General features: G+C 54.1%; 22 protein-coding genes. 10 read left to right on the top strand and 12 right to left on the bottom strand.

Annotated features, from left to right (window positions below; all coding sequences use genetic code 11):
* Positions 1 to 62: 62 nt before the first annotated feature.
* The 9 genes from ccoS to MFFC18_RS01260 all read right to left on the bottom strand — a co-directional run bounded on the left by ccoS (position 63) and on the right by MFFC18_RS01260 (position 10,354).
* A complete protein-coding gene (gene ccoS / locus MFFC18_RS01295) occupies positions 63 to 269 on the bottom strand; it encodes a cbb3-type cytochrome oxidase assembly protein CcoS (RefSeq protein ID WP_075082559.1) in 207 nt (68 codons plus the stop codon).
* The gene (locus MFFC18_RS01290) at positions 266 to 2,770 is read right to left on the bottom strand and encodes a heavy metal translocating P-type ATPase (RefSeq protein ID WP_084416823.1); all 2,505 of its coding nucleotides are present in this window, start codon (positions 2,768 to 2,770) and stop codon (positions 266 to 268) included. Before MFFC18_RS01290 ends, ccoS begins: the two co-directional genes overlap by 4 nt.
* Entirely contained in the window at positions 2,767 to 3,558 is a 792-nt protein-coding gene (locus MFFC18_RS01285) for a sulfite exporter TauE/SafE family protein (RefSeq protein WP_075082561.1), read from the bottom strand. The genes MFFC18_RS01290 and MFFC18_RS01285 overlap by 4 nt, the downstream gene beginning before the upstream one ends.
* Before the next feature lie 2 nt (positions 3,559 to 3,560).
* Positions 3,561 to 4,079, bottom strand: a complete 519-nt coding sequence (locus MFFC18_RS01280; protein ID WP_075082562.1) for a FixH family protein — start codon at positions 4,077 to 4,079, stop codon at positions 3,561 to 3,563.
* Positions 4,080 to 4,139: 60 nt separating this feature from the next.
* Entirely contained in the window at positions 4,140 to 5,549 is a 1,410-nt protein-coding gene (gene ccoG / locus MFFC18_RS01275) for a cytochrome c oxidase accessory protein CcoG (protein ID WP_075082563.1), read from the bottom strand.
* Positions 5,537 to 6,151 (bottom strand): cbb3-type cytochrome c oxidase N-terminal domain-containing protein, encoded by a 615-nt coding sequence (locus MFFC18_RS01270; protein ID WP_084416824.1) that lies wholly within the window; start codon positions 6,149 to 6,151, stop codon positions 5,537 to 5,539. Before MFFC18_RS01270 ends, ccoG begins: the two co-directional genes overlap by 13 nt.
* Positions 6,148 to 6,321: a hypothetical protein gene (locus MFFC18_RS24720; RefSeq protein ID WP_157665045.1), complete on the bottom strand. Its 174-nt coding sequence runs from the start codon at positions 6,319 to 6,321 to the stop codon at positions 6,148 to 6,150. The genes MFFC18_RS01270 and MFFC18_RS24720 overlap by 4 nt, the downstream gene beginning before the upstream one ends.
* 64 nt (positions 6,322 to 6,385) lie before the next feature.
* Complete coding sequence (gene ccoN / locus MFFC18_RS01265) at positions 6,386 to 9,196, bottom strand: cytochrome-c oxidase, cbb3-type subunit I (RefSeq protein WP_084416825.1); 2,811 nt, start codon at positions 9,194 to 9,196, stop codon at positions 6,386 to 6,388.
* A gap of 219 nt (positions 9,197 to 9,415) precedes the next feature.
* Positions 9,416 to 10,354, bottom strand: coding sequence for a universal stress protein (locus MFFC18_RS01260; RefSeq protein ID WP_075082565.1), 939 nt, complete (start codon positions 10,352 to 10,354; stop codon positions 9,416 to 9,418).
* A gap of 307 nt (positions 10,355 to 10,661) precedes the next feature.
* Here MFFC18_RS01260 and MFFC18_RS01255 point away from each other — a divergent pair, with 307 nt between their 5' ends.
* On the top strand, positions 10,662 to 12,482 hold the full coding sequence (locus tag MFFC18_RS01255) for an ATPase, T2SS/T4P/T4SS family (RefSeq protein ID WP_162273905.1): 1,821 nt from the start codon (positions 10,662 to 10,664) through the stop codon (positions 12,480 to 12,482).
* Positions 12,483 to 12,494: 12 nt separating this feature from the next.
* Here MFFC18_RS01255 and MFFC18_RS01250 read toward each other — a convergent pair whose 3' ends face one another.
* Positions 12,495 to 13,958, bottom strand: a complete 1,464-nt coding sequence (locus tag MFFC18_RS01250) for a PAS domain S-box protein (protein ID WP_075082567.1) — start codon at positions 13,956 to 13,958, stop codon at positions 12,495 to 12,497.
* 276 nt (positions 13,959 to 14,234) lie between these two features.
* On the opposite strand from MFFC18_RS01250, the gene MFFC18_RS24715 reads away from it, so the two are divergent.
* The 9 genes from MFFC18_RS24715 to MFFC18_RS01210 all read left to right on the top strand — a co-directional run bounded on the left by MFFC18_RS24715 (position 14,235) and on the right by MFFC18_RS01210 (position 20,858).
* Positions 14,235 to 14,399: a hypothetical protein gene (locus MFFC18_RS24715; RefSeq protein WP_157665046.1), complete on the top strand. Its 165-nt coding sequence runs from the start codon at positions 14,235 to 14,237 to the stop codon at positions 14,397 to 14,399.
* A 59-nt stretch (positions 14,400 to 14,458) separates the two neighbouring features.
* Positions 14,459 to 14,908, top strand: coding sequence for a universal stress protein (locus tag MFFC18_RS01245; protein WP_075082568.1), 450 nt, complete (start codon positions 14,459 to 14,461; stop codon positions 14,906 to 14,908).
* A 177-nt stretch (positions 14,909 to 15,085) separates the two neighbouring features.
* Entirely contained in the window at positions 15,086 to 15,475 is a 390-nt protein-coding gene (locus tag MFFC18_RS01240; RefSeq protein WP_075082569.1) for a response regulator, read from the top strand.
* Between the two features lie 185 nt (positions 15,476 to 15,660).
* Entirely contained in the window at positions 15,661 to 15,999 is a 339-nt protein-coding gene (locus tag MFFC18_RS01235) for a BON domain-containing protein (protein WP_075082570.1), read from the top strand.
* 130 nt (positions 16,000 to 16,129) lie between these two features.
* A complete protein-coding gene (locus MFFC18_RS01230) occupies positions 16,130 to 17,254 on the top strand; it encodes a sensor histidine kinase (protein ID WP_075082571.1) in 1,125 nt (374 codons plus the stop codon).
* A 179-nt stretch (positions 17,255 to 17,433) separates the two neighbouring features.
* Positions 17,434 to 17,874: a universal stress protein gene (locus MFFC18_RS01225; protein WP_075082572.1), complete on the top strand. Its 441-nt coding sequence runs from the start codon at positions 17,434 to 17,436 to the stop codon at positions 17,872 to 17,874.
* Positions 17,875 to 17,957: 83 nt separating this feature from the next.
* Entirely contained in the window at positions 17,958 to 19,364 is a 1,407-nt protein-coding gene (locus MFFC18_RS01220) for a sigma-54-dependent transcriptional regulator (protein ID WP_315852535.1), read from the top strand.
* An 8-nt stretch (positions 19,365 to 19,372) separates the two neighbouring features.
* A complete protein-coding gene (locus MFFC18_RS01215) occupies positions 19,373 to 19,804 on the top strand; it encodes a universal stress protein (protein WP_075082573.1) in 432 nt (143 codons plus the stop codon).
* A 97-nt stretch (positions 19,805 to 19,901) separates the two neighbouring features.
* Positions 19,902 to 20,858 carry a universal stress protein gene (locus MFFC18_RS01210; protein ID WP_075082574.1) on the top strand — a complete coding sequence of 319 codons (957 nt, stop codon included), beginning with the start codon at positions 19,902 to 19,904 and terminating at the stop codon, positions 20,856 to 20,858.
* Positions 20,859 to 20,887: 29 nt separating this feature from the next.
* Here the strand turns inward: MFFC18_RS01210 and MFFC18_RS01205 are convergent, their stop codons facing one another.
* Both MFFC18_RS01205 and MFFC18_RS01200 read right to left on the bottom strand, forming a co-directional pair.
* Complete coding sequence (locus MFFC18_RS01205; protein WP_075082575.1) at positions 20,888 to 24,208, bottom strand: efflux RND transporter permease subunit; 3,321 nt, start codon at positions 24,206 to 24,208, stop codon at positions 20,888 to 20,890.
* Complete coding sequence (locus tag MFFC18_RS01200; RefSeq protein ID WP_238381172.1) at positions 24,208 to 25,950, bottom strand: HlyD family secretion protein; 1,743 nt, start codon at positions 25,948 to 25,950, stop codon at positions 24,208 to 24,210. Before MFFC18_RS01200 ends, MFFC18_RS01205 begins: the two co-directional genes overlap by 1 nt.
* Positions 25,951 to 25,980: the final 30 nt, after the last annotated feature.

Here is a 25,980-nt window from a genome sequence, read left to right as displayed (position 1 = left end):
AAAGCTGTTGGCGAGCGAGCTTTCTCCCGTCGGCCCGTTCTGTTTCGATTGATCGGGCGGCGTCAATCTTCGGCCTGCGATGAACGGTCGGTACGTGTTGATTCCTCAGCCTGATTCGTCTTGTCCTTGGCTTCATCGTCAAAGAGCATTCGATACTGTGGCGTGTCAAGATCATCGTACTGCCCGTTGCGGACTTGCGTCACAAACGTAATGATCGCGATCAATGCGATCACCAGGGCCACAGGAAGTGCAATATACAGAACGCTCATCGACCGTCCTGCAACGGCTTGGAAATCGGTGAGAATCGTCCTGCGGTCAACGAAAGAGCAACAACGGTGATCGAACTGATGGGCATCAGAATCGCGGCCACCAAAGGATTGATATAGCCTAGAAACGCCAGACTGGCAAAGACGACATTGTACGTCACGCTCACCGCCAGATTCAGCCGCATCGTGCCAGTCGTGGAATCACTCAGCGACATCAAACCAAGAATCGGATTCAGTCCGGGATCGGCAAGATAAACAGGCGCCGCCATTAAACTGGCTTCGGCACTATTCTTCACAGCAACGCCAACGGTCGCCGCAGCAAGCGCAGCACTGTCGTTCACCCCGTCGCCAACCATAACAACGGTATCGTAGTCACTGGATTCAACTATCGAGAGCTTCTGTTCGGGCGTTGCACCGCCGATCGCGAACTCAGGCGAAATACCCAGTCGACCTGCGACTCGGTTGGCAACATCCTGATGATCACCGGAAAGTAGGCCGACTTGCCAACCGCGGTTTTTCAAAGCGTCAATCGCAGAAGTGGCTTCCGGGCGAACACGATCCATCAGTTCAGCGATCGCCACCACGACTCCATTAATTGCAACCCAGCATGGAGAACCACCGCGGGCAATAATCCTCAATTCGATTCGACGCTGCGGTTCACTGAATGGAATCAGCAGGCTCGACAACAGCTTTCGACTGCCGATGACCACATCCAGATCGTCGACGCTACCTGACACTCCCAACCCCGGGTGATTCACAATATCACGCGTGCGAAGCGATTGAATCAGGTGTCGCCAATCGCTTTGGAACAGGCAATAAGGATTTGCGTCGAGGCAGAAGTCAGCGATCGCTTTGGCGACCGGGTGAGAGCAAACCATTTCAATCGCTGCTATCTCCATCAGGCTATCGGTACCGCCGTGCCATCGCGCGACATGTAGAGCTCCATCGGTGACGGTTCCCGTTTTATCCAACCAGATCATGCCTGGACGCTGTAGTGACTGCAAAACATCTCCGCTTTTAATCATGATTCTTCGCCTCGCCGCACGACCAAGCGCCACCGCAATCGCCAGCGGAGTCGCCAACGCCAGCGCACAGGGGCAAGCCACGATTAACAGGGCGATGCTTCGATCGACCGCGACATCAAGTTGCTGCGGGATCCACCAAACAAGCGTCAACGCGGCGAGCAACATAACCGCGACCACAAAGTAGCCACCGACTTGATTGGCCCACTGCACGATTTTCGGGCGATTGGAGGAAGCTTGTTCAACAAGATCCACGATCTGACCGAGCCGTGTTTCCTGCCCAATGTTTTCCACATTGACAACGACGGTTGAACCAACGTTGGTCGTGCCTGCAAAAACCGGATCACCCACCATCTTGCGAACCGCAACGGATTCGCCAGTCAAAATAGACTCATCGACATCGGTGCTCGAATCGACAACGCGTCCATCAGTTGGGAACAGATCGCCGCATTTTATTTGCAATTGATCGTCGACTTTGACCAGATCCACCAGCACTTCGACCGGTTCGCCATCGATCAGGCGACGGGTCGTCTGCGGAGTCAATTGCTGCAACAGATCAACAGAATCGTTGGCTTTCGATTGCTGCCGAAACTGAACCCAGCGACCGACCAGCAGCAGAAAAATCAACACCGCGAGTGAATCGAAATAGATTTCGCCAGCTCCGCGGACGACGTTGACCAACCCGGCAGTTGTACCAACCAACAACGCGAGCGCGATTGGCAAATCCATGTGCGGAGTTCGCGTTCTGATTGATGCGAGGGCGCTATTGAGGAACGTTCGACCTGGCCAGGCGAGTGCCGCGATGCCAACGATTCCACTGGCAACACGCAGCAATTGGCTCATCCCGACTGTCATGTGCGAAAACATGCCAAGGTAGAGCGCCGCCGAGATCACCATATTGTTTCCCGCACAGGCCGCGGCGACGCCGATGCGAGTAAGATGTTTTCGGTTTTCGCGCTGCCATCGTTGACGGGTCGAATTTTGCCGAACGGGCGTCGGACGATAGCCCAGATTGTCGAGCGCCACCGCGATCTGGGACAACGCTACGCTATCGCGATGCCAAATCACGCTGACCGTTCGCCGTCCCCAGTGAACATTCGCCTCAACAACGCCCGGCAGGATCGTTGGCAATTTTTCGATCAACCAGATACAGGCCGCGCAATGCATGCCCTCGACGGCCAGTTCGATCTTTGACTGGTCAGACTGAATTTCGGCAACATATTTATCCTGAAAATCGGCTTCGTCAAAACCGTTGAACAGGCGTTGCAACGAACTGGTGGACTTGAGCGAGAGCGCCCTCGAGTCAGGCGATGCCATACGATAGAAAGCGTCCAAACCATGGCCGTGGATCAAATTCCAGGCTGACTCACATCCGCCGCAGCAGAATTGTTCTTCGCAATCCTCCTTTACGAGCCCTGCCGGAACAGGCAAACTGCAATGCGTGCACTGTACCTTTGTTGCATGGTTCGTTCTCTGGATCATCGAACTTCGTCGCTGACTTCGGTTTCTTTTCCCTGGCAACAGGGCAACGCTTCGTGATCAATATTGAGCACAGAGTCCACTAGCGAATCCGTCCCGGTCGTGACCGTTTCTTCGTTGGCAATGGCCACTGGAGCCCGCAAAAAGATTGTGAACAAGCCAATCGCGATCACCAAACCAGCCATCAGAGGAGGCAGTTTTTGCTGCACAGCGACGCCAATTCGATCCACACCCAGAACCAACGCAAGCATAATCGGAACGGTGCCCGCCCAGAAAGAAATCATCAGCGCCATGCCCCAAAGAGGACTTCCGGTACCCGCCGCGGTGATCGCAAACGTGTACAGCCATCCGCAAGGCATCAGGCTGGTCAGGGCTCCAATCGTGAACGCCTTCGAAAGCGGAGGCAATTGCCTGGCCCAGTTAAACGCTCGGCCCAATTTTTTCTGAACCGGCTTGAAAACCTGCGGCATCCAGATCCGCCAACCCATCCATCGCGCGAGCGAGATAACACCAACCAGAATCATCAGAACTCCAGCCGCAATCGTGGCCGACTGCTGCCACTGGTTGAACGAAGTGCCGACGTTAAGCGCCAGCCCAATCGAGCCAAACAGCAGCCCGACAATCGAATACGTCACCAGTCGTCCGCCGCTGTATGCGAGTGAAGGCAGTAGAGCGGACTTGCGTTTTTCATCCGTCGCCGACGCCAACAGCGCGAACGGCCCGCACATGCCAACGCAATGCAACGAACCCAGCAAGCTGGCAACAAAAACGGTTCCTAACAGGATGCCCATGCTTAATTTCTCTCATTGAGCCAAAGTTTGTCTTTGACCAGAAGCGTATCGTCATCGACTTTCGCTGTGCCCTCAAACTGCCAGTAACCGGCTTTGTCCATGGTGATGACCGACGTGAATGTTCCAGGCCCCGTCGACTGAAATTTTAGATGCTGAACGTCAGCGGCTCGGCCGTTGTGAAAAGCCCGAATCGACAGTATCGGATCTTTGATCGATTGGCCGTCCTGGTCCGTGAGTTCAAGTGTGACGATCCGGTTGTCAAGAATGTCGGCAGTTTCCCCTATCTCGAATTTGGCATTCCAACCCAAACGTTCGCTCGCGATCTGCGTTTTCCGCACATCATCCCACTGAAGTGCCTGCTCATCATAGCCCGCGACCACCGTGTGCGATTTGTCGCCGGCTGTCATCGAGATCGCAAATGTCCAGAGAATCGCCTGGAGGACAAAGAACATCAGAATGAAAGCCGTCCACATATACTGGGCAAGTTTTTCGTTCGGATGTGTTTGGGTGGTTGCATTCATGATTTTATAAACGTGGTGAGCAGTGAGCTATTGGGCTGACTGGTTCAGTTCGATTCCAATTCAGTTATACGGGCCGATCAACTTAAGGCTGAGCGTCCGCGAAACATCGTTCTGATTCGAAACAATAATCTGCGAGTCAGCTCGACCGACACTAAAGGCATCCTTCGGCGCGATCATCCCGATGTGGAACGTTCGAGTCTCTCGTGGTTGGACCACCAGATCTGCTTCCTGCAGTTCGATGACCGCGTTCGCCGGATTTTCGACCTGTACCTCAAAGTCCATCGGTTCGTCGGTGCGGTTGGTCAGTTTCAGTTTGAGTATATTTCGAACCTGTCCATCTTCAGTCAAGGTATGCGGATTGCCGGGCTCACGAAGCAGCGCCGCGTCAAAAGTCTTCGACATGAAGAACACGGTGAAGAACGCTGCGGCAATGCCCAACAACAGCGTTGGATAAATGAGGGTACGAGCCCTCAGCAGCGATGTCGTCAGCCCCTCGTCTCTGGACTGAGAACTGTATCGGATCAGGTCCGGGCTCCTGCCGATCGACTTCATCACATCGTTGCAGGCGTCAATGCATTGCGTGCAGTTGATACACTCCATCTGCAAGCCCTGGCGAATATCGATTCCGGTCGGGCAGGTGGTGACACACTTTTTGCAATCGATGCAATCGCCGACCACTGGCAGCGAATCGCTCTTCGCTTTCTTCATTCGGCCACGAGGCTCGCCGCGATTCTTGTCGTAGGCGACGATCAGTGAATCCTGATCCAGCAGCACCGACTGAAACCTTCCGTAGGGACAGGCGATCAGGCACATTTGTTCGCGGAAGTAACAAAAATCGACCATCATCGCGAAGGTCACGAACGCCATTACCGCGAACGGAACGGGATGCAGCAGGGGCGACTGGGTCACCCATTGGCTCAATCGATCGACGCCGATGAAGTACGCCAGAAAGGTATTCGCAAGATAAACGCAGAGCAGAAAAAACACGACGTACTTGGCAGCTTGCCGCCACGCAGGAATATTTTTCTTGTGCCCACCGCGACCAACCGTTCCGTCAAAGAAACGTTCGACCGGCCGAAACAGAAACTCCATGTACACCGTTTGTGGACAGGCCCAACCGCACCAGACGCGGCCGAAGAGGGCTGTGAACAGAACGACGCTTAACAGAACTCCGACCAGGAAAATCGCCAGCAACATCGTATCGGTCGGTAGAAACGTAAACCCAAAAATGGTGAATCGTCTGGCGGTGATGTCGAGCAACACAAATGGCTTGCCGCCAACTTTGATAAACGGCACAATCGTGAAGATCGCGATCAGGACGTAAGCCACAATCCGGCGGCGTTCCAGCAGCGTGCCCTTGCTGAGTTTCGGCTTGAGCCAACGGCGTGAACCATCGGCCTCGAGCGTGCTAAGCACATGCTCTTCCGGTTCCAAAAACGCTCCAGACGCTTCGGGTCTTACTTCGTCCATGGCTCCACCTTGTTTCCTTCAGCCGCTTTTCCAGCGACCGGATTTTCTCGTAAAGACGCGACGTAAGCCGCTGTCAGGACAATCTGGTTGGGATGGCTCAGACGCGTTTTCCAAGCCGGCATCGCGCCGTTTGCGGCACCGTCTTCGATCACGCGAGCGATGTCTTCGACGTTGCGAACATGCTTCCAATGGTCGTCCGTCAGGTTCGGCCCAACGACACCACCGCCGTCCGCTCCGTGACAACTGACGCAGTTCGCCTGGTAGACGACTTTGCCAACAGCCAACCATTCAGGGTCCTCGTTCATGTAAAACATGATTGTTTCCCTGTCAGCGGTGAGCTCTCCGATCTTCGCAAATCGCTGCTCGAAAACGGCAGCCATATGATTGTCGTACTGATCATGAATCGAACGACCCTCGGCCCCAGAGTGCGCCCAAAAGTAGTACACCGGCGAAAAGAAGATCGAAACCCAAAACAGGAACATCCACCATCCGGGAAGCGGATTGTCGTACTCCTGAATCCCGTCATAGCTGTGATCCGTCAGGATATCTTCGGCCGCTTCGTTCTGGTTTGCGGTGGACTCGATTGCAGTTTCCGTGCTCATTGGATTGGCTCCTCTTTGTCATTGAGAACAATGCCTGCCTGGTAGGTTGCGGTTTCACGATTGATCATCAGCGTGCGAATCACGATCGCGATGAAAACCGCTGCGAAAATCGCCAGGGCAATTTCGGCAAACACGCCGTAGTCCAATAAGGAAGTTAGTTTCTTGATCATTTCAGGTCGTAAAGTTTGAGTGAGTTGAGTACGTTCAGCCTGTCGGTTGCGGGTTGAATCGCCATTATTCTTTCGGCAGTTCCACCTGTTCCCTGGACTGCAGGTACTTCATCAAATCCGCCAGGTCTTTCGGTGAAAGCTCATCGAGCTGACCTGTTGGCATTAACGAAAGCTCCGAAGTTCTTCGTTCTTCGATGTCTTCGATCAGTATCTCTAACCGTGGTTCGTCAGCGGTCTTCAACACCAGACGCTCTTCGTCTTCTTCCGACACGATGCCGGTCAACAAATCACCATCAAGCGTCATCAGGACTTCTGTCCGATAAGCCGCTGGAACTTCGAGACTCGGCGCGACCGAGTTCAACAGTAAGAAATCCAGACTGTTGCGTTTCGATTCAGTCAGGCTTGGCCCAACTTGACCACCGGCTCCGAAGAGTTCGTGACACTTGCCACAGCTCTCGTTGAAGATCTTTCGACCACGAGAAGCGTCTGCTGCCGCCATCGCGTCTGGCCCCAGCAACGCCCGATGCCTGTCAATCGCCTGCTCCTGCTCCGGAGTCAGCCGTGGCTTCTCTTCGGCTTCGGCTTCTTCACCCTCAGAATCGGCGGTCGCATAAAGGTCCGTTCCGATCCGTTGGATGTAGGCAATCAAGGCAATGACATGCGACTCCTCGAGCTTGACCTCTTCGCCGTAGGCATCGCGAACGGTCGCTGGACCACCTTGTTCCACCAGCTCCTGAACAAGCTGCTTGGCCTGTTCGCGAGCCATTTCAGCCGCTTCGGTCAGTTCGCGATCGTACGGAGCCCCCAACAGGTTGGCAGCTTTGATACGAGCCTGAATCGATTTGAAGTTCAGCGTTCGAGTCATCAGGTGCGGATAGCCTGGCATAACACTGCCTTTGACCATCGCTGACGGCTCACGAAAGTGCTCGAAGTGCCACAGGTGAGACTGCTTTCCACCTTCGCGAGCGAGATCCGGACCGATGCGGCGTGAACCCCACTGGAACGGACGATCGTAAATGGACTCACCGGGCTTTGAATACTCACCGTAGCGTTCCGTTTCCGCGAACAGCGGCCGAATCTGCTGCGAGTGACAGTTGTAACAGCCTTCTGCAACGTAAATGTCTCGACCTGCGAGCTCCAGCGGAGTGTAAGGCTTGACCGAAGCAATCGTTGGAACGTTGGAACGAATCAGGAACGTTGGAACCAGCTCGAAAGCCGATGCAACCACAACCGCGATTGTCACGAAGACCGTAAACCGAACCGGGAGGCGTTCCCAAACACGATGCCAGCGAGCCTGCTGCCAAACATCGACTTTGTGAGCCAGGTCCAGAACCGCCGCACCTTCCAGACGCGATTTTGGCACAGCAGGATCGTTGTTGTAAGTCTTCGACAACGGTGCCGCCTGAATGACGGGCTCGTCGTAGACGCCGGGACGTGACTTCCAGGTCATGAAGTAGTTAAATGCCATCATTGCCAAACCGGCGATGTATAGAGCACCACCTCCGACACGAGTCCACCACATGGGCACGATTGCGTTGACGGTTTCCACGAAGTCCGGATAGGCAAGGTTGCCTTCTGGAGTGAACGCACGCCACATCAGCCCTTGCGTGAGACCGGCGACGTAAATCGGAATGATGTACATCAGGATCCCAAGTGTGCCGATCCAGAAGTGCCACGACGCCAGCTTCGTACTCCATAACTTCGTCTGGAAAATTCTTGGCAATAGCCAGTACAGCATGCCGAACGTCATGAATCCGTTCCAGCCAAGTGCTCCAGCGTGAACGTGAGCGATTGTCCAGTCAGTATAGTGAGAAAGTGCGTTGACGCTTTTGATCGACAGCATCGGGCCTTCGAAAGTCGACATTCCGTAAAACGTGATGCCCACAACAAAGAATTTAAGAACAGGATCGGCAGCGACTTTATGCCACGCACCTCGCAGCGTCAGCAACCCGTTGATCATGCCACCCCAACTTGGCATCCACAGCATCAGCGAGAACACCATTCCCAGCGATGATGCCCACGCCGCGATGGACGTGTAGTGCAAGTGGTGAGGTCCGGCCCAGATGTAGATAAACACCAGCGACCAGAAGTGAATGATCGAAAGCTTGTATGAAAATACCGGACGTTCGGCAGCCTTGGGCAGGAAGTAATACATCAACCCAAGAAAAGGCGTCGTCAGAAAGAACGCCACCGCGTTGTGGCCGTACCACCACTGCATCATCGCGTCCTGGACACCGGCGTAGATCGGCACGCTCTTGATCATGCTCGATGGCACGACAAGATTGTTGAAGACGTGCAGAATGGCGACCGTCACGATCGTGGCGATATAGAACCACAACGCGACATACATGTGCCGCTCACGTCGATTGATCAGCGTCATCAAGAAGTTGACGCCAAAAAAGCCCAGCCAGACGATGGCGATCGCGATGTCGATCGGCCACTCAAGTTCCGCATATTCTTTACTTTGCGTAATGCCCAGCGGCAACGTGATCGCAGCGGCGACAATGATCAACTGCCAACCCCAGAAATGGAGCTTGCTGAGCATGTCGCTCCACATGCGGGCTTTGCAAAGTCGCTGGGTCGAGTAATAGACCGCTGCGAAAATGGCGTTGCCCGCGAACGCGAAAATGGCTGCGTTGGTATGAACCGGTCGCAGGCGGCCAAAAGAAATATATTCGCTAAACGACAACTGCGGCGCCACCAACAACACGGCAACAATCAAGCCGGCGATCGTGGCGACCAAACCCCAAACCAGCGTCGCCAGCGCGAACAGGCGAACGATGTGGTCGTCGTAGGAAAAAGAATCAAGCTGAACTTTGCCCGCGAAGTCCGCGCTGGCATCCGTGTTCGGCCCGGAAGATGTGATTTCGTTCATTGTCAGTTTTGGCTGGGGTTATCTAAAATTCGACTTCGGCACGTTTTGCAACAGGAATGCCAGACAGTTCAGGTGTGTCGTTCTGTCCCGAGTTCGTGTGCCAGGTTTTCATCGGATCGTCAATCTGCTGCAGTTTCATCGCCGCAGCATAAAACTTGCGTAAAGTGCTGGCAACACAAGGGCGCGCATGAGCCTGAACGCACGCCCGAAATCGCACGGTCACTCAGCGGTTGTCGTCGAAACGGGTTTCACCAACGGAGAAACGAACCCGGCGGGTTTAACGACCAGCAAGGAACAAGGAATGCGTTCGACGACGGACTCAATGGTACTCCCGAAGTAACGTTTGAGCGGGTGATTTAATGTCGCACTACACATCACAACGACGTCGATTTTATCAGATTCACAGACTTTCGGAATAACAACCTCAACAGCACCTTCTTCAATTCGAAGTTTGGCAAATCCGGAAAGGTCATGCGAGCCCTTGAATCGCTGAAACTCTTTTTCGTGCACGGTTCGGGAGAGATCGACAATATCACGAAAGGCCTTGGCCTCCATCTGTTTTTCGATCATGTCCGCGTGATAGAACTCCCAACAATACATCGCCTCAAGCCGCTCTGCTTCGCGACCAAGGGCGGCAGCATTTTGCAGGATCGAGCTGTTTTCGTTTTCACCATGCTGGACATCCACACAGGCCAGTACTTTCGGGTTGTTAACGGGCTGATCTCCCACGAATAGCACGGGCACCGGGCAGTACCGCATCAGCGATTTGGCGGTGCTTCCGAACGAACCCGAGGATTTGCTCATCGTGCCCTTGCGATACCGGATGACCAGATCCGCTTCGCTTTCGACGGCTTCTTTGACGATCGCTGCGGACGATTTCCCGATCAGGACCCTGGATTTTGCTTCGATGCCAGCAGCCGCAAATTGCCTGGCGCAGGTGTCGAGGCGCTGTTGCTTGTCGGCGATCACCATTTCGAAGACGCCCTTGCTATTTGGCGACAACAGCTTGGAAATCACTCCCGGTTCCTGAACGCTACTGGCAAGCGTCACGGTGGCGCCATGTTCACGGGCAAGATTCAATGCGGTTTCGTGAACTCCATCGGACGTTCGCAGCCCGTCGGTGACAACAAGAATATGTTTGTATGAGTCGGCTGCCATGGATGGCTCCCAATTAAGACGTTGTGAAGTTCGATTCTGTAGTGATCCGTTGCACAGCGGATCAAAAGCAAGACATGTGCCAATCAGTTTTACAGCTCAACGAGCAAAAGATCTGTCGCGATTGGGCGTAATCGCGCGGCTGCACGGGACCTGTTCGACCAAGCGAGCGGACCAGCACGCGTGATGCCACATGGCGAAAAATAAAGCTGTTTGGCACAGGCATTGCAATTTCAGAATCCGTGCGAATCCACCAATGTCCAGTGACGGAGGAATCGCGAAACTCGAACCACCGCTCCCCGGGATCGCTATGTCCAAACCAAAAAATGTGCTTGTTCCGACCGATTTCAGCCCCAACAGTGCTCAAGCCGTGCAGTATGCCTGCGACGTCGCCCGGGAATCGAAAGCCAATTTGCATTTGGTGCACGTCGGAAAAGCAACCGCGGATGCGTCGGCGAAAGAAAGAACGCTGAACCAGATCAGCGCGTCGATCGATGCGGATTCGGAACTGGCACTGACGACCCATAAAACGGTTCTTCTGGGCTCGCCAGCCAAAGCAATCACGGACTATGCTCGCTCGCACGACGTCGACTTGATCGTGATGGGAACTCACGGCCGAACAGGCTGGGCTCATCTGTCGATGGGCAGCGTTGCTGAAAGTGTTTTGCGCGATTCCCCCTGCCCGGTGACGGTGCTGGGTCCGCATGATGGTGAAAATACAACGGTCACTGATGCGATGGGCGTCATTTCGGACCTGATCGGTGATGGAATGCAAAAATCGAAAGACGAAGGGCATGCGGCGATGGCGAAAGCGTTGATCGCACATCTTCGCGTTCCTTCGACGACTGCGATCCTGATGGTAGATGATCTTGAACATCGAAACTGGATCGAGTGGAAAGACGGAACATGGACGGCGGTAGCTGGCGAGGATCTGACCGATACGGTCGAGCCGTTTGAGGTCAACATGCAGCCCGAATCCCAGGCGGTGGACTTGATCAAACGAGCTTACAAGCTGCGTGCGACTGACATTCATATCGATCCCCTGTGGGACAACGAATTCCGAATCCGGTTCCGAATCGATGGCCAAATCCATGAGTATTGCCGGCTGGATCATTCCGTCGGGGAACACATGATCAACCAGTACAAATCGATGGCGCGACTGGATCTCGCCGACCCGTTTCATGCTCACGAAGGCCGAGTTTCGCTGCCGAATTCTCTTCGCGGAATCGAAGTCCGATTCTCGTCCGCGCCCGTCGCGGAAGGTCAGGCCGCTGCACTGAGATTGCTCGATCCGCAAAAGGTGATGCGTCCACTTTCCGAATTGGGCCTGTCGACGGAAGATCTGGGAAATGTCGAATCGATGCTGCAGGCGGGAGAAGGGCTGGTGCTTTCCACCGGTCCGACGGGTTCAGGAAAAACGACGACGGTCTATTCGATGCTTGAGTCGATCAGCCAGAGTCCACGCAATATTGTCTCGATCGAAGATCCGGTTGAGCTGACGGTACCTTTCATTCGTCAAGTTGCCGTCGACGTAAAGCATGATTTGACGATGAGCCGCGGCTTGCGGACGCTGTTGCGAATGGATCCGGACGTGATCTTCCTGGGAGAAATTCGGGATCCGGACACGGCTGAAATTTCCATGCGTGCGGCTGCGAGTGGAAAGTATGTGTTCTCGACGCTCCACACGCGAGACGTTGCGGGAACGGTAATGGCGCTGGTCGATCTGGGCCTGAACCGTAGTTCGATTGCTGCGAATCTGACGGGGATCATCAACCAACGACTGGTCAAAACACTGTGTTCGCGCTGCAAGGAAGCCGTACCAGCGAGCGATGCAGCCAAAGCGGCGTTCACTGAAATGAATCTGCCAGAACCGGACGTGCTATTTGAGTCCAGCGGTTGTGCGGCATGCCTCGGGCGTGGCTTTCGCGGACGTACGGGCGTGTTCGAGACCTGTGTTGTCGATGAATCGCTTCGAAATTCGATCGTCCAATGCAAAGATTCCGGAGAGCTCGTGTCGGTCCTGAAGGAACGTGGCTTGAGAAGCCTTCGCGTGGACGCGTTGTCGAAAGCCTCGGAAGGACTCATCAGCCTTAAAGCAGCCAACTCGGTTCGTTGGGCCAATCAGATTTAGGACACTGTCGAGTCAATCGGTCGCGGTCACCTTACGAAGCGTGATTGTGAAGCAACTCCCGTCGCCAAGTTCGCTTTCGACTCGCAACCTGCCACCGTTCTTTTCGACGATCGCCCGGGTAATCGACAACCCCAAACCCATACCGCGGGCTTTGGTCGTGTACAGCGGTTCAAGAATCTGCCCCAAGTCCTCTTCCGCAATTCCGATACCGGTGTCTTCGACGTGTAGGTCGACTTCGGCATTCGATTCGGTGGCATGAATTTTCAATGTCCCACCTTCGGACATCGCGTCGCGCGCATTGCGGACGAGATTCTTGAACGCGATCACGATCTGATTCGTATCCGCCAATACAAGCGGCAAATCGTCCGCGAGCGTATTTTCGACGACAATGGTTGATGGCAAACCTGTCGAACCAATGACGGTTTTCAGAATCGCTTTGAGGTCCGTCTTCAATAGCTGAGCTTCCGGCAATTTCGCAACATCTGACAATGCAGTCACGACGTTGTCGATCAGTGACACCTGCCTGTCAATGCGTTCGAGATGCTCCCGAATTTTTTCTTCGCTGGCGTTACTGGCGTTGAGCAAATAGTACGCGGAAGTTTTAACCGCGTTGAGTGGGTTTCGAATTTCGTGGGCGATCCCACCGGAGACTTTCCCGAGCGTCGCAAACTTTTCGCTACGCACGAGATCAGCCTGTGTTTTCCGCAGTTCCTCTGTCCGTTGCTTGACGCGGCTTTCCAAATCGGAGTTCAGCTCAGCCAGCTTTCGCTCGGCCGCTTTCAGGTCCGTGATGTCGCGGACGATCCCCGTATATAGCACGCGATCGGCAAGCTGAATTTCACTAACAGCCAGATGCATCGGAAACGTTGACCCGTCTTTTCGTTGCCCGATCACTTCACGGCCGATGCCGATGATTTTTTTCGTCCCGGTATCGTGATAATTCTTCAGATAGCCATCGTGTTGCTCCCGATACGGGTTCGGCATCAGCATTTTGACGTTCTGTCCGACCAGCTCTTCCTGCGAATACCCGAACAGGCTCTCAGTTGCCGGGTTGGCAGAGTCAATCGCGCCTCGTCTATCGATCGTAATAATGGCGTCAACGGCATTGTTGAGGATCGCTTCCAGCCGAGCCTGTCGTTCGTTTCGATCGCTAATGTCGCGGACGATGTAGGCAGACAGATGCTGCCCATCGACTTCAAACTCGCTAACCGCAAGGTGCAACGGAAACGTCGAACCGTCCTTGCGGTGCCCCATGCCGGTTTCTTTACGGTTGTCGCCGAGTTGAAAGGAGGATGGTATCAGGACGTTGATGCTCTTACCAATCAGATCAGAAACAGAATATCCAAACCGGGTTTCGGTCGCAGGATTGGCACTGACGATAGAACCTGTTTCATCGACAGTGACGATCGCATCAATCGCGGTCTTGAGGATTGCCGATATCGCCGTTGGCTCTTTGCTTGGGTCTTTTGCATTCATGGCGGGCAGTATACCAAACCTGATTTCGCCAATTCTGCCCGGGGAAACGCAGGCCAAAAACACGAACATCATCGGCGCATGACCCTACAGCCGCAACGGTTTCTGCCGCGCAGGATGTGCGGACTGGCTCGAATCTGACATGTGAACGTGCCTTCGGGCTCGCTGCGAATCTCGGGAACCACAAAAGTATTGAGTTCGCGTATTGGCACTGTCCTTGCATTGCTTTACCCGGGTATCAGATCACGAAAATCTACATGACAACCGAGGGAGAAAGCCATGAATTCAGTTCTCATTTTCTGGATCACGTCACTTGTTGTTAGCTCAATCTACATTTTCATTCTGCCAGCGATGGACGCACGCAAGGCCCGTCAGAAAAAGTCTGCTGCTTCGCGACCGGCAGCGAACTCAATTGGCAAACGTTCACCAGCGCGAGCAGCTTGAATCTCTTGGGCGATGCCCGCCAGCTGCAGATGTGAAGCAACTCAAATCAGAGGACGACGATGAAACTGAATCGAATCCTGTGTCCCATTGACTTTTCAGATTTCAGCAAGGCCGCGAACTTTTACGCGTCGCTGTTTGCCCAGGAAGCTGACGCTCAATTAGTCTTCCTGTCGGTGCTGTATCCGCCGGGCAAGGATGATCCGATTGAGTCGCAACTGGATGACCTGTACAGCAAGCTCAGTTCCGAAACCCGGCCGGTGGCACCGGATGTGCGACACAAGTTCGAAGTCCTTGCTGGAGATCCAGCGAGTGCGATTTTGAGCTACGCCAACGAAAATCATGTCGATTTGATCGTCATGGGAACGCACGGCGTGTCGGGTCTTGGGCGACTTTTTCATGGAAGCGTATGCCAGAAAGTTCTGCGACACGCGATTTGTCCGGTCATGGCCGTCAAAGACACTGTAGATGTTGACTGGATCTCACCGTTTCGAAAAGAAGCATTACCCTGAGAGCGCTCCCAAGATATTGGTTGGCCTTCAGATTGGATCGCGGCACAAGTTTCAGCCTGGAAGTTTTTTGTTATACTGCAGCACTTCAAGGCGATCGAAACGACTGCGAGTCGAACCTGCTTAATCCGGTTCACCGATGGCCAACATTTATTGATTCAGGAATTCCGGGAAGCCATCATGCCTGAGAAAAGCCTTCGAATCCTGATTGTCGACGACGACGAAGACATCCTCGCCAATCTCTCCGACATTCTTAACGACCTTGGCTATCAGACCGACACGGCGACTTGCGGAGAGGATGCGATCGGCATCGTCCAGCAATTCTGTCCGAACAAAGAATCCTGCAAGTTCGACCTGTGTCTTCTGGATTTCAAGATGCCGGGAATTGATGGAGTCGAGTTGTACGAGAAAATTGTCGAGTTCAATCCGCAACTCCGAGCCATCATGATCACCGCTTACGCGGGAGACGACGGAGTCCAACGCGCTGTCGACGCAGGAACCTGGAAAGTGCTTCGCAAACCCGTCGATATCGAGCTGTTGCTGGGCATGATCCGCGACGCCGTGGTCTGAGTGATCAACGATTTCGATCGTGCCCGTTCGCACGCCGATATGCCAAAGTGCGCGATCTTCGCTGTATCCTCTCGAAGTTTATCGCGATAGAAGACTCCGTCCGGATTGGCACATCTGTTGCGGTCAGTCTGAACGTCAAAGCAACATAGCTTTGACGTTCTCATCTTCCATTGCTGTGGTACGTCATGCCGGTGCAGTCGCCAGATTCTCATCATCATTTTGAAACCGGGATTCGCGATAGCGAGCCTCGGAACAAGTTTGACTTTGAGAGACGTGAGCGAGACGACGAACTGGTAGCCCGTTCCCAAGAGCTGCTGGACGGTCATCCGCACTTCCGATGTCGTTACTATCAGCTGGAATTTCGAACGCAGCCCGGCCGTCTGACAATCAGCGGTCGGCTGCCTTCGTTTTATCTCAAACAGCTCGCCCAGGAACTCCTTCGTTCACTCAATATTGAAATCGTGAACGAAATTGAAGTCGTCGATCTTGAGGACAGCCGATCGTCAAAGCAGCCAGCTGGCTGATTCAGGCCTCGATCATCCTGCGGTCGAATTCGCTTACGGAATTTGGCAAAACTACGGTTTCCAGCGTTCTGGCAATCGCTCACAATAAAATCCTCACCACGAAGTCCGCACAGCTCCGGAACAGGCGGTTATGCCAAAACATTTCTCTCTGCTGATCGTCGAAGATGATGACGATGCCCGCCGCAACATGGAAGATATTCTTTCGCTCGACGGTTATCGGATCGAGTCTGTTTCTCACTGCATGCCTGCGTTGGCGGCAGCGCGCGAAAGGCAGTTCGATTCCGTCATCGTTGACTGGCGACTTCCCGACGGAAGCGGCGGAGACCTGATTTCGCCGCTCAAACATGAACTTCCCAACGCCACAATCATCGTGGTGACCGGGCTACGCGAATTCGATACCGCGGTGACCGCGCTGCGAGAAGGAGCTTATGACTTTCTGTCCAAGCCAATCAATCCCGAGGCCTTGCGAGCCCTGATTCGTCGACTGGTCGAGCGAAAGCAGCACCTCGAGCAGATCGAAACAGCGCAGGAGAAACTGGTCGCCAACGAGAGGCTTGCCGCGATCGGGCAGATGGTTGCCGGACTGGCTCACGAAAGTCGCAACGCGTTTCAGCGTTCCCATGCATGCCTGGCCGAGCTCTCGTTGGATCTCGAAGACCAACCGGAGAATCTACAGCTGGTTCGGAAAGTTCAAAAAGCTCTCGACGATCTGAATCAGCTACTCGAAGAAGTTCGGCACTATTCGGCCCCGATCATTCTGGAGCGTCGGGAATGTGATATTCGCTTGCTGGTCGAGGAAACGTGGCGCAATATCCGGGATGCAAAACCTACTTACGTGATGCCCGAGATGCAGATCCATATGTCAAAACAGACTCCAAAGATCTGGTTTCTGGATTGCAATCGACTCGCGCAAGTCGTTCGCAACCTGCTGGAAAATGCGAGCTTTGCATGTGAAGGCTCGGGGCCAATCCGAGTCGACATCGCGTTTGAGGAAAACGAAACGACATCGAAACAGCGGCTCTCCCTGTCCGTTTCGGACAACGGTTCCGGCGTGCCGCCCGAGAACCGCGAACAGGTTTTCGTGCCGTTCTTTACCACCAAAACTCGCGGGACCGGATTGGGATTGGCGATCTCGCGCCGAATTGTCGAATCACATGGCGGTCGGCTTACTGTTGAAGAATCGGAACGCGGTGGCGCGAAATTCGCGATCAGGATTCCGCCAGCGGTCAACAGAAAATCAAGCCGTAGGAGGTGAACGTGCGACCGGGCGAATCCGCACGAATCTTCATTCCAGACGTGCGGTTCTGAGCCAGATGCGAGCCGCAGAGACAAGTTTTTTGGCACACCGGTTCGCGGGCTTGTGCGTCCCAAACCAACGCTTGGTTGGCACAACAGTTGCCTTGGTCAGGATGAGAATCTAACCAGGGACATCTTATGAACATCGATCGCATTCTCTGCCCAATCGACTTTTCCGATTCCAATTCCGCTGCCAACGACTATGCCTGTATGCTGGCCGACGCAACCGCTGGTCAAATTGTCTATCTGCACTGTTGGCTGCCGAACGTCTACGAAACCTCTCCAGCATACGTCGACACACTCGCAGAGCAAGAACGCTTGCTTGGCGAACTAAAATCCTTTGTGCATCCAAATCATGACGACATCAAGGCATCTTACGTCGTCGAGATGGGATCGCCGACGGAAAAAATCGTTGACTTTGCAAACGACAACGGCATCGATCTGATCATCATGGGAACCCACGGACGGACCGGAATCAGGCGGCTGGTGATGGGAAGCGTCGCTGAGGCCGTTGTCCAAAATGCCGACTGTCCGGTGCTGGCTCTCAAATCCCGAACCGGGGCTCATCTGGAGGCCTAGTTACTGTTTCTCGTTCAAAGGCTGGCGCAGCAACGCGAGTTTCATTTGCACTCCGCTATCATTCACCGAAAATGGGCACGATAATGCCAACTCAGACTGACGACTCAGACACGGCTACCTCTCGCATGAACGACTCGAAAACAAAATCGGACGAACTGGACATCGACCTGCTGATCGTTGATGACGAAACGGACTTTCGCGAGTCCGCGTGTCGTTACATGAAGCGGATCGGGTTTCGGGTTGACGAAGCCGAGGACGGCGAGGAAGCACTCAATGTCACGACCAACAAAAAATTCGACGTCGTCATTATGGACATCCACATGCCAGGCGTTTCGGGGATCCAGGCGTTGAGTGAGCTGATGCAGCGCGAGTCTCCGCCCAAAGTCATCATGCTGACCGGTGGCGGCACGATCGAGAACGCGGTCGAATCGATCAAGCTCGGCGCCTACGACTTTCTCACCAAGCCCGCCAAACTGGACGACCTTGCAAGACTGGTCAAGCGCGCCTGCGAAGCTCACGAACTGGAAAAAGAAAATCGCCAGCTCAAGGAAGTCATCCGCAGGCAGGCTCCACAGTCCGACATGATCGGGACCTCGCCAGCGATGCAGGAAGTTTTTCGACTGATCCAGCGTGTGGCGTCGTCCGACAAACCAGTGCTGATTCAGGGCGAAAGCGGAACCGGTAAAGAGCTTGTCTCTCGAGCCATCCACAAGTCCAGTCCGCTTTCGGAGAAACCTTTGGTCGTCGTCAATTGCGCCGCGCTTCCTGACCAGTTGCTCGAAAGCGAGCTCTTTGGCCACGAAAAGGGCGCGTTCACGGGTGCCGTTGCAGCCAAACCCGGGCTATTCGAAATCGCAGACGGTGGCACACTGTTCATCGACGAGTTTGGAGAGATGAGCGGTGCGCTCCAGGCGAAACTGTTGCGCGTGCTGGAGGACGGTTCCATGCGTCGCGTCGGATCGGTCGCGGAACGGAAGGTCAAAGTCCGCGTAATCGCGGCAACGAATCGGGATCTTGATCAGGAAGTCAAAGACAAGAACTTTCGCGAGGACCTGTTCTACCGGATCAATGTGCTGGGCATCATGCTTCCACCACTTCGCCAGCGCGCCGGCGACATCCGGTTGTTGGCTGAGAAATTCTCGGGACCGGATTGGTCGGTTGACGAAGACGTCATGACGCGGCTGGAAAATTACAGCTGGCCGGGTAACGTAAGACAACTTCAGAACGCGATCGAACGAGCCAAAGTATTGGCCGAAGAAGATCGAATCGAACTCAAAAATCTGCCGGCTGCAATCGTCGAGTCAGAAGAACGTCCGGTGACAGCAGTCAATGCAATGGTCAGTGGCGACATCGATCTGGAGACTCTCAACAAACTGCATGTCGTTGAGACCTATGAAAAATGCGGAAAGAACAAAACGAAAACCGCTCAGGCGCTCGGCATCAATCGACGTTCGTTGTATCGGTTGCTCGAAAAATTTGAAATTTCATAGGCTTGCGAATGAACAGATTTACTGGAAAGAAGATTGTTGTCCCCTGGGATTACGAGGAAATGTCACTGGAGAGTCTGCTCATGGCTCTTGAGTTGACGGATTCCAATGACAATATCGAAGTCGTTCACGTCGTTGAGTTTCCTAAAGGAGTTCAGCCATCAGCAGCGATCGAGCTTTGTTCGGAAGAACGACAGCAGGAGCTCAAAGAGAAATTTAACGAGCAGCTTCCGGATGGAGTCAGCGGTCTGAATTTCACGATCATCTCGGACTTTGACAACGAGCACGGCGTTGAAATCGCGAACTTTGCGGCAGCCCGAGAAGCCGGCCTGATCGTCATTGGATCTCACGGCCGAAAGGGACTTGCGCGGCTAATTCTTGGCTCGGTGGCCGACAAGGTTGTCCAACATAGCCGATGCCCGGTCCTCATTCTTCGCGATTAGTCCTGGCGTCGACTACGGACGCAAATCATCATCGGCACGTTTCCTGCCTGATGTTTCCGACAAGTACTTTATTTCTTGTCCACATCAGGAAGCAGCCATGTTTGATACGTTCAAAAAAATCATGCTGGTCACAAACGAGCCCTGTGACACCGATGGTGCAGAGAGGTCCGCCGTGTTTCTGGCAAAGTACTTCGGAGCGGACGTTCTGCTGGTCGATTCGCTTAAAACTCCCTTCTATCCGCGTCATGCACCCGCTTTGTCGACAGAGATCGCCTACGAGGTCGCGCTCAAATCCAAAGCCGCTTACCTCGAAACTTTGAAGCAGCGATTTGAAAATTTGGGCATTACAACATCCACAAAAATATCGTGTTCTCCTCGCACATCCAGCGAGCTAATCAGCACGGTTCTCGACGAGGGCTGCGACCTCGTCATTCGCTATTTGAAAGGAAATTCCAGCCGCGCCGAAGGACGGTTTGGCGAAACTGCCCGAAACCTGATGCGTGCTTGCCCGGTCCCGGTCCTCTTCGCCCAGGAACCGGTTGAAGATCCAAAGGTTGTCGCCTGCATCAATTTGGATCATGACGACAACGAGAATCAGTCGATCATCGAAAACGCCCGGCTTCTGGTTGATGACCCGGAACATCTGTTCGTTGTTTGCTGCTGGGAGTTCTCAGGCAGCGACGTTCTGTTTGATTTTATGGACGAAAGTCTCAGCGAGCAGACTCGTGAAGAAGCAGCCGAAATGTATTCGAGCATGTTCGATCGGATGGTAAAAGACCTCGATCTTCACGCCGCTGGCGGTCGCGTGCAGTTGCTGAACTGCAATCCCGTGACCGGCATCCCCGAATTCTGCCGCGAGAACGGTATCGACGTTGCCGTCATGTGCAGTGCGTCGCTGGACCATCCGCTGGGGCGAAAGCTTGGCTCGACGATCGAAAAAACGATCGGAGCCTTGCCATGCGGACTGGTCACCGTCAAACCAATCGGATTCGAGTCTCCGGTCGTCGAACGCGCCGCCGCGGAAGCACGTTTCAAGCTCGCTCCACAATCTTGAACTTCGTTGCATCAATCAGTTAAGCAGGTTCATTGCCTGGAGAAACTGTACAGCACTGGGATGATGATCAGCGTCAGCAACGTTGCATAGCTAAGCCCAAACACCAGCAGCCACGCCATCCCTACCCACAGCGGTCCGCCAAACAGTGCCAGCGGCAACAGGCCTCCTACGGTGGTCGCCGTCGTAAGAAAAATTGGCGTCAGTCGTTGCCGACCCGCTGAAATTATCGCAGCTTGAACGTCTTCTTTTGATAGCCGTTCATCGTTGCCCTGTTGCTGTTTTCGCTGACGAATCATCTGATCCGCAAACTCGACGAACAGAATCGCGGCATTGAGCACGATTCCAAAGAGCGCGAGAATTCCCAACTGGGGCATGAAACCAAGCGGATTGGTCGTCAGCCACAATCCCAACAGGGCTCCACCAAGTGCCAATGGCAATGTAAAGACAATGATCGTCATGCGAAACACGCTGTTGAACTGAATGATCAACAACAGGATGATGGCGATAAACGACATTCCAAACGATGACAGCATTTGCCACTGAGCTTTCTCCGATTCCTCCAACGCACCACCAATTTCGACTCGCATCCCCAGCGGCAATTCTTCTCGCAGACGATCCATCTGCTCTGACTTGAAGATTCGGCTGGTGATATCGTTGCCGGAAGCTCCCGCCTGAATCTGGGAACGAACTTCGATCGTCCGGTTGCCATTGCGACGCTCAATTCTGGAAGGTCGCCACTGCGGCACAATATCGGCCAACGCCGAAAGCGGAATCTTGCCGCTGCTGGTTTCGATATAGCTGGTTTGCATGTCCGCGATCGATTTACGATCTTCCGGACGCAGCCGAAAGTAGACCGGGATCAAACGATTGGCTTCGCGGTAGTGAGTCAAAAATCTTCCGGAGTAAAACGCATCCAGTGAAGACGCAATTTCCGAATTCCGCACACCTGTAACCCCCGTTCGATCGTCCGCAACGTCCACGAACAACTGCTGAGTTGCAACTCCCCAGGAATCATTGACGTCCCAAGTTTCCGGTTGGTCTTCGATCATCTGTTTGACGCGATCCGCGGCCGAACGAAGCTGTTTCATGTCCGCATAACCATCGCCGACGACACGCAACACGACAGGATCCGCGGGAGGTCCCAGCAGCAACTCGATCGGCACAACCCGTGCACCGACAATCGGTTCGATGCCCAGTTCTTCATTCCCTTCCTGAACGGCTTTCCGCAACGACTCTGCGAATTCATGAGTCAGTTTTCCGTCCGTTGTGTGGACGAGAATTTCAGCAAAGTTCGGCTGTATGAATTCTGGCTCCCAGCTCAAATACCATCGCGACCCACCGCCTCCGACTACGGTTCGCATGTTCCGCAATCGTTCGTGCTCAACGCCCTCTTCGTCCACCCACGGGCTTACTTTGCGGATCGCGTCCTCGACCTGTCGGGCGATCTTGTTGGTTTGCTCGAAGGAAGCGGACTCAGGTAGATAGACGTTTACCGCGAACTGGTTTCGCTCGGTGAGCGGGAAAAACTCGGCGGAAACAGGCAACTGCATGATCAATACCAGCATGCCAAAAGCCGTCGCAAGCGTCGCAAAAGGGTGCTTCAGCGTCCAACCCAGAATCGCACCATACAAATCAAAAAAGAAGCTTCCGCCAGTGTCGTCGCCCGAATCAGCCGCCCCAACCGATGGCGTTGTATCAGCGCCTTCGTCTGTTTTCTTGCGGCGCGAGAACGTTCGCAGGAAGAAGTTTTTCAGCTTGCCAAACAACCACGGCAGCGGAGCCGCACTTTGGCGGCCATCGCCAGGAGCACGAATATACCAGGCGGCAAGGATGACACAGAAAGTCATCGCCAAAACCCAGCTGACTCCCAGCATTACCGACAGCGTCACGGGCAAGCTGTAGATAAACTCTCCGCTGGAACCTTCCAGAGCGATCAACATCGGCGCGAAAGCCGCGATCGTTGTCAGAGTTCCGTTGAGCATCGATGGGCCGAGCAACTGGGCGCCTTTGACCGCCGCGTCTCGCGGGTTCATGCCGTCGCGTTGGTTGGTTGCAGCCTGGTCGCAGATCTGCACCGCGTTGTCGACGAGCAATCCGAGCGCGATGATCATCGACGCGAGGGACATCTGCTCCAACTGAACATTGAAGAACGGAATGATCGCCAGCGACACAAACACGACAAACGGAATGTTGGCCGCCATGACGGCTGCAATTCTGAATCCGACGAATAGGTAGACGACGATAACCACAATGATAATCGCCTGAACAATGTTCACCATTACGTCGCGAATACGCTGGTTGACACTGACCGATTGATCTGAAATCACTGACACCGCGACGTCCGGCGGCAGCTCTCCCTGGGCGCTCAGTTGCGCCACGCGTTGTTTTGAAGATTCGCAAATCTCAACAATATTGGCTCCCGACTTCATGGCGACTGAAATCGTGTTCGCTGCCGTTGCCATCGTCGGACTACCGTACCTGCAGATCCTCTGCGGTGGATCGACATAGCCACGCCGAACGTTCAAACCCAAATCGCGAACTGTCACCTGATTCTCAGTGCCTGCCGAAGACACCGTTCCGACGGCCAGCAAATTGATTTGCTCAACGGCATCCACATTGCCATCGGGTCTAACGAACAAACGACCATCGTCAGAATCAACCACGCCGCCGGGCGCGATAATGTTTTGGCTGTCGGCAAGCTGTTGCACATAGTCCGATGTCAGCCTGAGCTGCGACCAGTTTTGTGCGCTTGATTCGACATAGATCGCTTCTTGCATCACGCCATGCCGTTCGACTTTGGCGACGCCCGGCAACAGCAACAATGCGTCACGAATTCGTTCTGAATAGTCATCCAGCTCACGTTGCGTATAGGCAAACCTGGGATCGATAGAGTCCGAGCCTTCAAGAGGCTGTTGATGGACCGCAAACACGATCACGCTGGTGTCCGCGAACTCGTCGTTGACCAGCGGCACGATGTCCTGATCAGGCATCTGCACATTCTCGACCCGCGCCCGAACCCGATCCCAGGAGTCATCGACTTTGGCCCCCGGAACCCATTCTTCCAGTTCGACGAAAATGACCGACTGTTCGCTCAACGAGTTCGATCGGATAAGACGAACTTCTTCGAGACCCTGAATCGCTTTCTCCAGCGGATCGGTGACGTGTCGTTCAACCTGTTCCGCAGTCGCTCCATTCCATCGAGTCGTCACGACGCAAATTTTGAGCGTGAACTCGGGGTCTTCGCGACGCGGCATGGTGGCAAAGCGAAAAATTCCGGAAGAAACGAGCAGAATCACCAGCGTGACGATGATCGTCGGGCGGGCGACCGCAAATTCGGGCAATCGATTCATCAGTTTGCTTCCCGTCCCGAAACGACGCGTACGCGGTCGCCTTCTTTCACATAGTGGCTGCCACCGATCACGATCTGAACTCCATCATGCAGCTCACCTTCCAGAACAGGCAGGACTTTGAGCTGGATCGATCTATCGGAAACGGCGTTGCGGTTTTGCACCGTAACCTCGACGCGACGCGCGATTGTTTCTTCTCCCGCAGTCTCCACGACATGCAGATAGGTCCTTCCACTTTCGTTCCGAATCGACTTCATCGGAACGTAGAAACCCTCAACTGCATCCCCGTTGATGGCGACTTGCACCACATCGCCCGGACGCAACATCCAGTCTCGCTGCTGCAACAAAACCCGACGATCAGTCCACGTTTCAAAATCGGATTCAGACAATGCAGAGTCTTCGGGAAAAAACAGCTGATCGGTAATCAAATCGTTTTCAACATCAATTTCGGATGGATTTTCAAACTGCACGGGCACAAATTTCCATTGCCCCAAAAACGGAATGACGTCGTCGCCACAGATAACTTTGACAGGTTCGACCTGCAAAATTCGATCAACCGGACGGGTTGGTTCATTCCACTTTCGATTGGCAACTTTCCAAACCACTGTCGAATCGCCGATCCGATGCAGACAGCGTTGCTCGACGAACGAGCGTTTGTCACCGGTCACGATTGGGCCGATGTTTAGCGGGAAAATACCTTGCGTCCGAGCCATCGTTTCCTCGCCGTCGGCCCGCATTTCGATTTTTTGATTGCGAACATGCAACGTGACGGTGTAGGTTCGTGAATTCGAATCGGCGACCGAATCGACGGTGTAAACCATCCCACTGACAGGATGACGCTGACCATTTTTGTCGGCGACAAAGACGGTAAGCACATCGCCCTTGGGATACTTCCTTGAATCGTCTGCAGAGACCTCGAACTGCACCAGCATCGGGTCCATCATCTGTACGGTTACGACAGGATCGCCAGGGCTGACATAGGATCCTGGCACCGTGTGAACTTCTGAAACGATGCCGCGGAAAGAACTATACAGCGACGTGTTGCGCAGATTTCGTTCCGCTTCGTCGAGCGCATGATTGGCTCGCAAGACTTGAGCTTGAAGCGCTAGCTGTTCAGCATTCGCCTGAGCAAGTTGAGCCTTGGCCGATGCCAACGAAGACGTCGCGACGCTCAGGCTTGTTTTCGTGTTGTCATATTCCGAACGCGAAACAGCCTGCTGAGCCGACAGCCGCGAAGTTCGATCGTTCTCGGTCTGCGCGAGTTCAAGTTGGGCTTGAGCTGAAGAAATTGCCGCCGGAAGCTGTTGTTCGATCGTGACCTGATTGGCTTCGAGGCGACGCTGGGCCACCTGAACATCAGCTCTCGCCGTCTCGACCGCGATGCGAAATCGTTCCTCGTCAACCTTCGCGATTGCCGTTGGATCAGGCGCCGTTTTTGACAGAATCAACGGCTGAACCTCTTCGTTGGGCTCAATCACAAAGTCGACACGCCCCGTGACTTCAAAGCCGACTTGCTCTGTCTTCCACGCGGCCACCGAACCGGTCATCAACTGTCGCTGCAACTGTTTCGATTGATTCAACGTCATCACGGACACCGGTCTGGCCGGTTTTTCCCTGACAGCTTCCTCCTCGGTGCGGGCGCATCCTGCTGCGATGGTCGCAATCACGATCATCAACAATGTGAATCGGTGAGGCGAAATTGCCACGTCGGCGTTACAGAATTTTTCCTGCAGCGAATGTTTCATGGTGTCAGACAAAAAATTTGCTAAAAGTAA

Source organism: Mariniblastus fucicola (assembly GCF_008087665.1).
GTDB lineage: Bacteria > Planctomycetota > Planctomycetia > Pirellulales > Pirellulaceae > Mariniblastus > Mariniblastus fucicola.
This window is presented reverse-complemented; position numbering and strand designations above follow the sequence as displayed.

Excerpts from the sequence above, each read along its gene's own strand:
- MFFC18_RS01235 (WP_075082570.1), top strand. The coding sequence starts at position 15,661 with ATGCCGGTGCAGTCGCCAGATTCTCATCATCATTTTGAAACCGGGATT.
- MFFC18_RS01220 (WP_315852535.1), top strand. The coding sequence starts at position 17,958 with ATGCCAACTCAGACTGACGACTCAGACACGGCTACCTCTCGCATGAAC.
- MFFC18_RS01250 (WP_075082567.1), bottom strand. The coding sequence starts at position 13,958 with ATGAATGCAAAAGACCCAAGCAAAGAGCCAACGGCGATATCGGCAATC.
- MFFC18_RS01245 (WP_075082568.1), top strand. The coding sequence starts at position 14,459 with ATGAAACTGAATCGAATCCTGTGTCCCATTGACTTTTCAGATTTCAGC.
- MFFC18_RS01215 (WP_075082573.1), top strand. The coding sequence starts at position 19,373 with ATGAACAGATTTACTGGAAAGAAGATTGTTGTCCCCTGGGATTACGAG.
- MFFC18_RS01280 (WP_075082562.1), bottom strand. The coding sequence starts at position 4,079 with ATGAATGCAACCACCCAAACACATCCGAACGAAAAACTTGCCCAGTAT.
- MFFC18_RS01285 (WP_075082561.1), bottom strand. The coding sequence starts at position 3,558 with ATGGGCATCCTGTTAGGAACCGTTTTTGTTGCCAGCTTGCTGGGTTCG.
- MFFC18_RS01200 (WP_238381172.1), bottom strand. The coding sequence starts at position 25,950 with ATGAAACATTCGCTGCAGGAAAAATTCTGTAACGCCGACGTGGCAATT.
- MFFC18_RS01210 (WP_075082574.1), top strand. The coding sequence starts at position 19,902 with ATGTTTGATACGTTCAAAAAAATCATGCTGGTCACAAACGAGCCCTGT.
- ccoS (WP_075082559.1), bottom strand. The coding sequence starts at position 269 with ATGAGCGTTCTGTATATTGCACTTCCTGTGGCCCTGGTGATCGCATTG.
- ccoG (WP_075082563.1), bottom strand. The coding sequence starts at position 5,549 with ATGGACGAAGTAAGACCCGAAGCGTCTGGAGCGTTTTTGGAACCGGAA.
- MFFC18_RS24720 (WP_157665045.1), bottom strand. The coding sequence starts at position 6,321 with ATGATCAAGAAACTAACTTCCTTATTGGACTACGGCGTGTTTGCCGAA.
- MFFC18_RS01260 (WP_075082565.1), bottom strand. The coding sequence starts at position 10,354 with ATGGCAGCCGACTCATACAAACATATTCTTGTTGTCACCGACGGGCTG.
- MFFC18_RS01255 (WP_162273905.1), top strand. The coding sequence starts at position 10,662 with ATGTCCAAACCAAAAAATGTGCTTGTTCCGACCGATTTCAGCCCCAAC.
- MFFC18_RS24715 (WP_157665046.1), top strand. The coding sequence starts at position 14,235 with ATGAATTCAGTTCTCATTTTCTGGATCACGTCACTTGTTGTTAGCTCA.
- MFFC18_RS01290 (WP_084416823.1), bottom strand. The coding sequence starts at position 2,770 with ATGATCCAGAGAACGAACCATGCAACAAAGGTACAGTGCACGCATTGC.
- MFFC18_RS01205 (WP_075082575.1), bottom strand. The coding sequence starts at position 24,208 with ATGAATCGATTGCCCGAATTTGCGGTCGCCCGCCCGACGATCATCGTC.
- MFFC18_RS01225 (WP_075082572.1), top strand. The coding sequence starts at position 17,434 with ATGAACATCGATCGCATTCTCTGCCCAATCGACTTTTCCGATTCCAAT.
- MFFC18_RS01240 (WP_075082569.1), top strand. The coding sequence starts at position 15,086 with ATGCCTGAGAAAAGCCTTCGAATCCTGATTGTCGACGACGACGAAGAC.
- MFFC18_RS01230 (WP_075082571.1), top strand. The coding sequence starts at position 16,130 with ATGCCAAAACATTTCTCTCTGCTGATCGTCGAAGATGATGACGATGCC.
- ccoN (WP_084416825.1), bottom strand. The coding sequence starts at position 9,196 with ATGAACGAAATCACATCTTCCGGGCCGAACACGGATGCCAGCGCGGAC.
- MFFC18_RS01270 (WP_084416824.1), bottom strand. The coding sequence starts at position 6,151 with ATGAGCACGGAAACTGCAATCGAGTCCACCGCAAACCAGAACGAAGCG.